Origin of the sequence: Chlorobium sp. (assembly GCF_049593655.1) — a bacterium.
Lineage (GTDB): Bacteria > Bacteroidota > Chlorobiia > Chlorobiales > Chlorobiaceae > Chlorobium.
This window is the reverse complement of the sequence record NZ_JBAWHG010000025.1, coordinates 37,726-46,283: the sequence shown is the minus strand read 5'-3', so window position 1 is coordinate 46,283 and position 8,558 is coordinate 37,726. Positions and strand designations below refer to the sequence as shown.

4 protein-coding genes and 1 tRNA gene are annotated in these 8,558 nt (G+C 58.1%); all 5 read right to left on the bottom strand.

Annotated features, from left to right (window positions below):
• Positions 1-447 precede the first annotated feature (447 nt).
• A tRNA-Val gene (locus WBP50_RS04120) sits at positions 448-521 on the bottom strand.
• A gap of 70 nt (positions 522-591) precedes the next feature.
• Positions 592-1,905: an ATP-dependent Clp protease ATP-binding subunit ClpX gene (clpX, locus tag WBP50_RS04115; protein WP_423931872.1), complete on the bottom strand. Its 1,314-nt coding sequence runs from the start codon at positions 1,903-1,905 to the stop codon at positions 592-594.
• Between the two features lie 39 nt (positions 1,906-1,944).
• Positions 1,945-2,217, bottom strand: coding sequence for a DUF4404 family protein (locus WBP50_RS04110; RefSeq protein ID WP_423931870.1), 273 nt, complete (start codon positions 2,215-2,217; stop codon positions 1,945-1,947).
• A 90-nt stretch (positions 2,218-2,307) separates the two neighbouring features.
• Complete coding sequence (locus WBP50_RS04105; protein WP_423931869.1) at positions 2,308-3,783, bottom strand: glutamate synthase subunit beta; 1,476 nt, start codon at positions 3,781-3,783, stop codon at positions 2,308-2,310.
• Positions 3,784-3,830: 47 nt separating this feature from the next.
• The gene (gltB, locus tag WBP50_RS04100; protein WP_423931867.1) at positions 3,831-8,432 is read right to left on the bottom strand and encodes a glutamate synthase large subunit; all 4,602 of its coding nucleotides are present in this window, start codon (positions 8,430-8,432) and stop codon (positions 3,831-3,833) included.
• Positions 8,433-8,558: the final 126 nt, after the last annotated feature.

The window sequence follows — 8,558 nt, the reverse complement described above, 5'->3', positions numbered from 1 at the left end:
GTGTAACGGCAAATACTTCGACTATAGTAGTGCGTAATTCGTTGCTTGCCGTCTGCAAGGGCGCGGGGGTGGAGATGACGGAAGCGTCCATAGTGAATCACATTATATGTACGACAAATACACTCTATTTGCAAGAAAATTCACGCTTTGGATACTGAACAAAAAGCCTTGTCTCAGGAAAATCCGTCATTTTGGCCAATCTCGCTCCTTGCCTGAGGCATCACTTGACCGAAGTAACTATTATACCCTAACGGATGATTGTTACGCCCGAACGGGTTGTTCGTTTATAGCGGTTTATAACCAGTTATAATAAGTTGTCGCTATAAATCCGGACGAAGGGTGACAATACCTGACCTTTACACTGTGAATGTGGCGTGCAGCACGCATTGTCGAGGGGAAATGAAAAAAGCCTGCAAGGTGTTGTCTTGCAGGCTTTTACGCGGGATGTGGGCGATAGAAGATTCGAACTTCTGACCTCTACAGTGTCAATGTAGCGCTCTAACCAACTGAGCTAATCGCCCATCATAAAAGGGCTTAAATATAAGATTCCGGTTCAGAAATCCAAACCGCTTGCGGAAAGATTTTTCCCGTTCAGGCGATTTTTTTCTTTTTGCCGTCGGCAGTCAGATACTCCGGATTGCCCTTGTTTTCGATGGTGTCAACCGTGATGATGCACTTCTGCACCCCTTTGAGCGAAGGCAACTCGAACATGATGTTGATCATCACGTTCTCGAGCACCGAGCGCAGGGCGCGGGCTCCGGTTCCACGGTCGATGCCGATTTCGACGACCCTGTCGAGCGCCTCTTCGGTGAACTCCAGCTCCACACCATCCATTTCGAACAGTTTCTTGTACTGCTTCACGAGCGCGTTCTTCGGCTCCACGAGAATGCTGCGCAGGGCCTTTTCGTCCAGCGGATCGAGGGTGGAGATGATCGGAAGCCGACCGATGAATTCTGGGATGAGCCCGTACTCGTGCAGGTCGTCCTGGGTGACGTAGCGCAGGATTTCCGGATCGTAGCCGGAGTGCTTGTGCTTCACCTTCGAACCGAATCCCATGGATGATTTCGACACTCTCTTGGCGATGAGCTTGTCGAGCCCCTCGAACGCTCCGCCGCAGATGAAGAGGATGTTCTTGGTATTGATGTTGATGAGCTGCTGCTCAGGATGCTTGCGGCCCCCTTTGGGCGGCACGCCGACCACCGATCCCTCGAGGATCTTGAGCAGCGCCTGCTGCACGCCCTCGCCCGATACGTCGCGGGTGATGGAGACGTTGGCGGACTTGCGCGCGATCTTGTCGATTTCGTCCACGTAGATGATGCCCCGCTCGGCGCGTTCGAGATTGAAGTCGGAAGCGTGGAGCAGCCTGGCCAGAATGGTCTCCACGTCGTCGCCCACGTAGCCCGCCTCGGTCAGCGAGGTGGCGTCGGCAATGGTGAAGGGCACTTCGAGCAGGTTGGCCAGCGTCTGGGCGAGCAGCGTCTTTCCCGTGCCCGTCGGGCCGATAAGCAGGATGTTGCTCTTCTCGATAACCACCTCGTCGGACTCGTGCGACCACTCCTGCGAATCGATCCGCTTGTAGTGGTTATAGACCGCCACGGAGAGCGACTTTTTGGCGATGTCCTGACCAACCACGTACTGGTCGAGCGACTCCATGATGGCTTTCGGGCTGACCAGCCTTGGCTGAAAAGGCTTTTCCGGCTGGCGGTCGGCCGGTTTTATGGCGCTGATCTCCTTGCGGAGGATTTCGTATGAGGTCTTGATGCAGCGGTCGCAGATGAATGCACCCGGACCGGCGACCATGCTGTTGACTTCAAGGGAGCTGCGTCCGCAGAACGAACAGAATACCGGTTCGTTGCCGTTTCCGGTGCGCTTTCTCCCCTTTTCGGGCTCTTTAACTCTCGTCATGTAAAACTGATGCCTTTGCTGATTACGGTTTCCGGAAGCTTACAATCCCATTTTCGCCAGGCTGTCGAGCACATGCTGGATAGCCATGCTGAGCTTGGGATGGTCGGCTTCAAAATGGTCGATGGCTTCGCCAAGACGCTCTGAAATGGGCTCCTGCTCCTCGGGGGTTCCTGTACCCTTTCCGCTGAGAAGGTGCTGGATATCCTCCCGGAGAGTCGAGAGCACCGATACGGTCGCGTCGTCCACACTCTCTACCTGCTCGAGCTCCTCGTGAAGCTTCCGGAGCATTTCGTTAAGCTGCTGTTTTTCCATTTGCACGGAACCTTGTTTGAAGCGTCATGAAAAATTCCACCGGTATTTCCACCAGTATAACAACCTTCGCGGGCCAATCGTTTGGGACGCTCACGGCAGGCATGTCGTGCCCATGAGATACCGGTCGCATTCGCGGGCGGCCGCACGGCCTTCGTTGATCGCCCACACCACAAGGCTTTGACCGCGGCGCGCGTCGCCGGCGGCGAAGATGCCCTGCTTGTTGGTTTTATAGCTCTGTTCGTCAGCCTTGATGTTGCTGCGCGCATCCTGGGTTATCTGCAGCTGCTGCAGGAGACTCTCCTCCGGGCCGATGAAGCCCATGGCGAGCAGCACCAGCTGGGCAGGCAGGATCTCCTCGGTTCCGGAAACCGGACGGGGAATAAAGCGGCCTTCGTCGTTGACCCATTCCACATCGGAAACCTCGACGGCCGTAAGCGCCCCGGTGCCCGCATCGAGAAATTTCTTGGTCATCACAGCGTACCGGCGGGGATCGCCATTCTGCACGGCTGCAGCTTCCTCCTGACCGTAGTCCACCTTGTAGACCTTCGGCCACTCGGGCCACGGGTTGTCTGCCTGACGATCGAGCGGAGGCTTGGGCATGATTTCGAGCTGGACGACGCTCCTGCACCCCTGGCGCAGCGAGGTGGCCACGCAGTCGGTGCCGGTATCGCCGCCGCCGATGACGATCACATCCTTGCCCTCCGCCGTAATGGCGGGCGAGGTGGCGTCGAGCAGCGCTTTGGTGGACGAGCGAAGAAAGTCCATGGCGAAGTGCACGCCCTGGAAGGTGCGGCCCTCGACCGCAAGGTCACGGGGCCTGGTGGCGCCTATGCAGAGCACGACGGCGTCGAACTCCTCGAGCAGCTTGTCGGCAGGGTAATCGGCGCCGACCTCGGTAGAGGCCATGAAAGTGACTCCTTCAGCCTCCATGATGGAGATGCGGCGGCCGACGACTTCCGTCTTGTCGAGCTTCATGTTGGGAATGCCGTACATCATGAGTCCGCCGATCCGGTCGTCGCGCTCGAACACCGTAACGCTGTGCCCGGCCTTGTTGAGCTGGTCGGCGCAGGCCAGTCCGGCAGGTCCGGAACCGACTACGGCAACGTGCTTGCCGGTGCGCAATGCTATGGTTTTCGGCTCGACCCACCCTTCGGCGAAGGCGTGCTCGATAATGGAGCACTCGATATTCTTGATGGTGACCGGCGGCTCGATGATGCCGAGCACGCAGGAGCCCTCGCAGGGCGCCGGGCAGACCCTTCCGGTGAATTCAGGAAAGTTGTTGGTCTTCATGAGCCGGTCGAATGCCTCGTGCCAGAACCCTTTGTAGATATAGTCGTTCCACTCGGGAATCAGGTTATGAATCGGACATCCGCTGGCCATGCCACTGAGCAGGAACCCGGTGTGACAGTAGGGCGTGCCGCAATCCATGCAGCGGGCCCCCTGCTTCTGCAGTTCGCCATCCGGCATCTCCAGATGAAACTCCCGCCAGTCCTTTATCCTCTCCAGAGGCTCCCTGTCTGAGGGAAGGGCTCTCTGGAACTCCATAAATCCTTTTACTTTTCCCATAACTCTCGTTTAATGCTTTTCCGGAGCAGCACGCCGCATGCCCGGTGTTAGTTTCCTGATACGCGCGAAGGATCGTGAACGTTCTTTTCAAATGCCGCCATAACGGCTTCGGCACCGGTCAATCCCGCATTTTCAACCTCTTTCATGGCCTCCATGGCACGCTTGTAGTCGTTCGGCAGCACCTTGACGAACTGAGTCTTCGCCATGGTCCATGCGCCGAGAATACGCTCACCGAGCGCACTGCCGGTCAGCTCCACATGCTTCTCGATCGTGGACTGCAGTTCGGCAAGCTCCAGAGGATCGTCGACCGGATAGAGACCGACCATATCGTGGTTGCAGTTTTCGCTGAAGGTTCCGTCAAGGTCGTAGACGTAGGCCACGCCTCCCGACATGCCGGCGGCGAAGTTCCGTCCGGTTTTGCCGAGAATGATGACGCTGCCTCCGGTCATGTACTCGCACCCGTGGTCGCCGATGGCCTCGACAACCGCCCTGAGACCGCTGTTACGCACGCAGAACCGTTCACCTGCCATACCCCTGATGTAGGCCTCGCCGGATGTCGCACCGTAGAAACCGACATTGCCGATAATGATGTTCTCTTCCGGCACGAAGGTGGCGCTGCGCGGCGGATAGACCACGATTTTTCCGCCCGAAAGCCCTTTGCCGACATAGTCGTTGGCATCGCCTTCGAGTTCGAGGGTCATGCCGTTGGGAATGAACGCGCCGAAGCTCTGTCCTGCGGATCCGAAGAATTTCAGATGAATGGTATCGTCGGGCAGTCCTTTGGCGCCGTACGCCTTGGTCACTTCGTTACCGGTAATCGTGCCGACCACCCGGTTGGTATTGCTGATGGCCAGCGTACTGGTGACCTTCTCGCCCCGCTTGATGGCGGGCTCGCAGATGGTGAGCAGGGTGGTCAGATCGAGACTCTCCTCGAGCCCGTGCTCCTGTTTCAGGCTGCAGTAGCGCAGATCGTTCTCGCCGGCCTCCGGCTGGTAAAGAATCTTGGAAAGATCGACTCCGCTGGCCTTCCAGTGGTCGATGGTTTTCTTCATGCCGAGCAGTTCGGTCCGGCCGACCAGTTCGTCGAGCGAGCTGACGCCGAGGCGTGCCATGTATTCGCGAACCCCTTCGCCGAGAAAACGCATGAAATTTTCGACATGCTCCGGCTTGCCCCTGAAGTTCTTGCGAAGCTCGGGATTCTGGGTGGCAACGCCGACCGCACAGGAGTCGTCCTGGCAGCAGCGCATCATGACGCAGCCCATCACCACAAGGGTTGTGGTGGCGAATCCGAACTCCTCGGCGCCGAGCATGGCGGCAACAACGATGTCGCGCGCGGTTTTCAGCTGACCGTCGGCCTCGACCACGATCCTGCTGCGCAGGTTGTTGAGCATGAGGGTCTGATGCGCTTCGGCAAGGCCGAGTTCCCACGGCATGCCTGCATGCATGATGCTCGATATGGGAGAAGCTCCGGTGCCGCCGTCGTGGCCGCTGATGAGCACCACGTCGGCATGAGCCTTGGCAACACCTGCAGCGATGGTGCCGACTCCGACCGACGAGACCAGCTTGACGTTGATGCGGGCCTCGCGGTTGGCGTTTTTCAGGTCGTGGATCAGCTGCGCGAGATCCTCGATGGAGTAGATGTCGTGGTGCGGAGGCGGAGAGATCAGTCCCACGCCGGGCGTCGAATGGCGGACTTTGGCCACCCACGGATAGACCTTCGCACCCGGAAGCTGACCGCCCTCTCCGGGCTTGGCTCCCTGAGCCATCTTGATCTGGATTTCGTTGGCGTTGGTCAGGTACTCGCTCGTAACACCGAAACGGCCCGAAGCGACCTGCTTGATGGCCGACTTGCGGGAATCGCCGTTGGCGTCGGGCACGAAACGCGCCGGGTCTTCGCCGCCCTCTCCGGTATTGCTTCTGCCGCCGATCCGGTTCATGGCTATGGCAAGGGTCTCGTGCGCCTCCTGGCTGATGGAGCCGTACGACATGGCTCCGGTCTTGAACCGTCTGAGAATATTTTCGACCGGTTCCACCTCTTCAAGCGGAATGGGCTGACGGGGATACCTGATGTCCATGAGCCCCCTGATCGTGCAGAGATGTTCGCTCTGGTCGTCGATGAGGGTTTCATACTTCTTGAACAGGCTGTAATTGCCCGTGCGGCAGGATTGCTGCAACAGATGGATCGCTTCGGGGCTGAAGAGATGGAACTCTCCGCTGTGGCGCCATCTGCGCTCTCCGCCGGCCTCGAGCCCGCGGTCCACCTTGTTGCCCGAAGGCGGAAACACGGAGGTGTGGCGCTTGCGCACCTCTTCGGCTACCGCGTCGAGCCCGATCCCCTCTATTCTGGTCGGCGTGCGGGTGAAGTAGGCGTCGACAAGCTGGCTGTTCAGGCCGACCGCCTCGAAAATCTGCGAACCACGATAACTCTGGATGGTGGAAATGCCCATCTTGGCCATGGTTTTCACGATACCCTTCACCGCGGCCTTGATGTAGTTCTTCTTCGCGGTTTTCTCGTCGAGCGTGATCTGGCCGGAGCCGATCAGCGAACGGATGGTTTCGAAGGCCATATAGGGGTTCACCGCGCCCGCGCCGTAACCGATGAGCATGGCGAAATGGTGTACCGTGCGCGGTTCGGCGGATTCGAGCACCAGGCCGACCCTTGTACGCAGACCTGCGTTGATAAGGAAGTTGTGCATGCCCGATATGGCCAGAAGGGCCGGTATCGGCGCACGGTCTTTTTCGATCTCGCCCTTGTCGGAAAGGATGATGATGTTCACTCCCGTCGCGGCGGCCTGTTCCGAGAGGCGGTAGAGATCCTGCATGGCGCGTTCGATGCCTTTTCCGCCGGCAGCGACATCATAGAATATCGGAAGGGTGACGGCCCTGAAGCCTGGTTTGTCGACGCCGCGTATTTTTTCGAGATCGGCGTTGGAAAGCACCGGATAGGGCAGACGCAGCCTGCGGCAGTTGAGCTCCTCCGAGTCGAGCAGGTTCCCCTCGGTGCCGAGCATGACGGTCGTGGAGGTGATGATCTCCTCCCTGAGCGAATCGATCGGAGGGTTGGTGACCTGCGCGAAGAGCTGCTTGAAATAGTCGTAGAGCAGCTTGGGCTTGTTGGAAAGCACGGCCAGCGGCGTATCGTTGCCCATCGAACCGACAAGTTCGACGCCGTTGCGGGACATCGGCATGATCTGCAGCGCGATATCCTCCTGGGTGTACCCGAAAACCTTCTGCCGCGCCGTAAGGCTGTACTTGTCTTCGTCCGGGTTCTTCATCAGCGGATGATCCGGAAGCGTTTCCAGATCGATCATGTTCCGTCCGATCCACTCCCCGTAAGGCGCTTCGGAAGCGATGGTGCTCTTGATCTCCTCGTCGGAAATGATTCGCCCCTCGGCGGTATCGACCAGGAACATGCGCCCCGGCTGCAGGCGGTCCTTGCGGAGAATGCGTTCAGGGGCGATATCGAGCACGCCCACTTCGGAAGCCATGATGACCAGATCGTCCCTGGTGATGTAGTAGCGCGACGGGCGAAGGCCGTTGCGGTCGAGCACGGCGCCGATCTGCGTGCCGTCGGTGAAGGCTACCGATGCGGGGCCGTCCCAGGGCTCCATCAGGCAGCTGTGATATTCGTAGAACGAGCGCTTGAGCGGCTCCATGCTTTTGTTGCCGGCCCACGGCTCCGGAATGATCATCATGGCGGCATGAGCCAGCGAGCGACCGGAAAGCACGAGAAACTCGAACACGTTGTCGAGAATGCCCGAATCGCTGCCGTCCTCGAAAATGATCGGCTTGATGTCCTCGATGGCGTCGCCGAACACTTTGGAACAAATGTTCTTCTCCCTGGCCTTCATCCAGCTGACGTTGCCGCGCAGCGTGTTGATCTCGCCGTTATGGCTGAGAAAACGGTAGGGGTGTGCCCGGTCCCAGCTCGGGAAGGTGTTGGTGCTGAAGCGCGAATGCACCATGGCGATGGCGCTTTCCATGTCCGGGTCGTGCAGTTCGGGATAGTACACCCCAACCTGCTCCGGAAGCAGCATGCCCTTGTAGACGATGGTTCTGCAGGAAAGGCTTGAAATATAGAAATAGCTGCTGCCGAGAACGCCTGCGGTATATTTGACCCGCTTGGTGATTCTGCGGCGAATGATATACAGCTTTCTCTCGAACTCGATTTCCGAGGTCACATCCTTGCCGCGTCCGACAAAAAGCTGCTTGACGACAGGCTCTTCGGATCTGGCGGTCTCGCCCAGCGATTCGTTTTCGGTAGGCACCTTCCTGAAACCGAGAAACTTCTGTCCCTCGGCCTGGATCATCTGACGGCAGATATCCTCGATGGCCCTGCGCTGTGAAATATCGGGGGGAAGAAACACCATGCCCACACCGTAGTGCTTTTCGGGCGGCAGTTCGATACTGCGTTCGGCGCAGACCCTGCGAAGAAACTTGTCGGGTACCTGCAGAAGAATACCTGCACCGTCGCCGGTGTTTTTTTCGCAGCCGCAGGCGCCGCGATGTTTCAGGTTTTCGTTGATCTGCAATCCCTGCTCGACAATTGCGTGAGAACGGACACCTTTGATATGGGCGACAAATCCCACCCCGCAGGCATCATGCTCAAACTGGGGGTCATACAGCCCCGTATTAAGCTTAGCATTCATATTTTCAGGCACAACTCATCTGTAAAGTTTCAAAAAAAGGGCGCTCACTGAATTTTAAGTGCAGAATATAAGGTTTTTTCAATTAATAACGTTCCCCGAGAAAAACCCCCTGCCGGTAAACGCCCG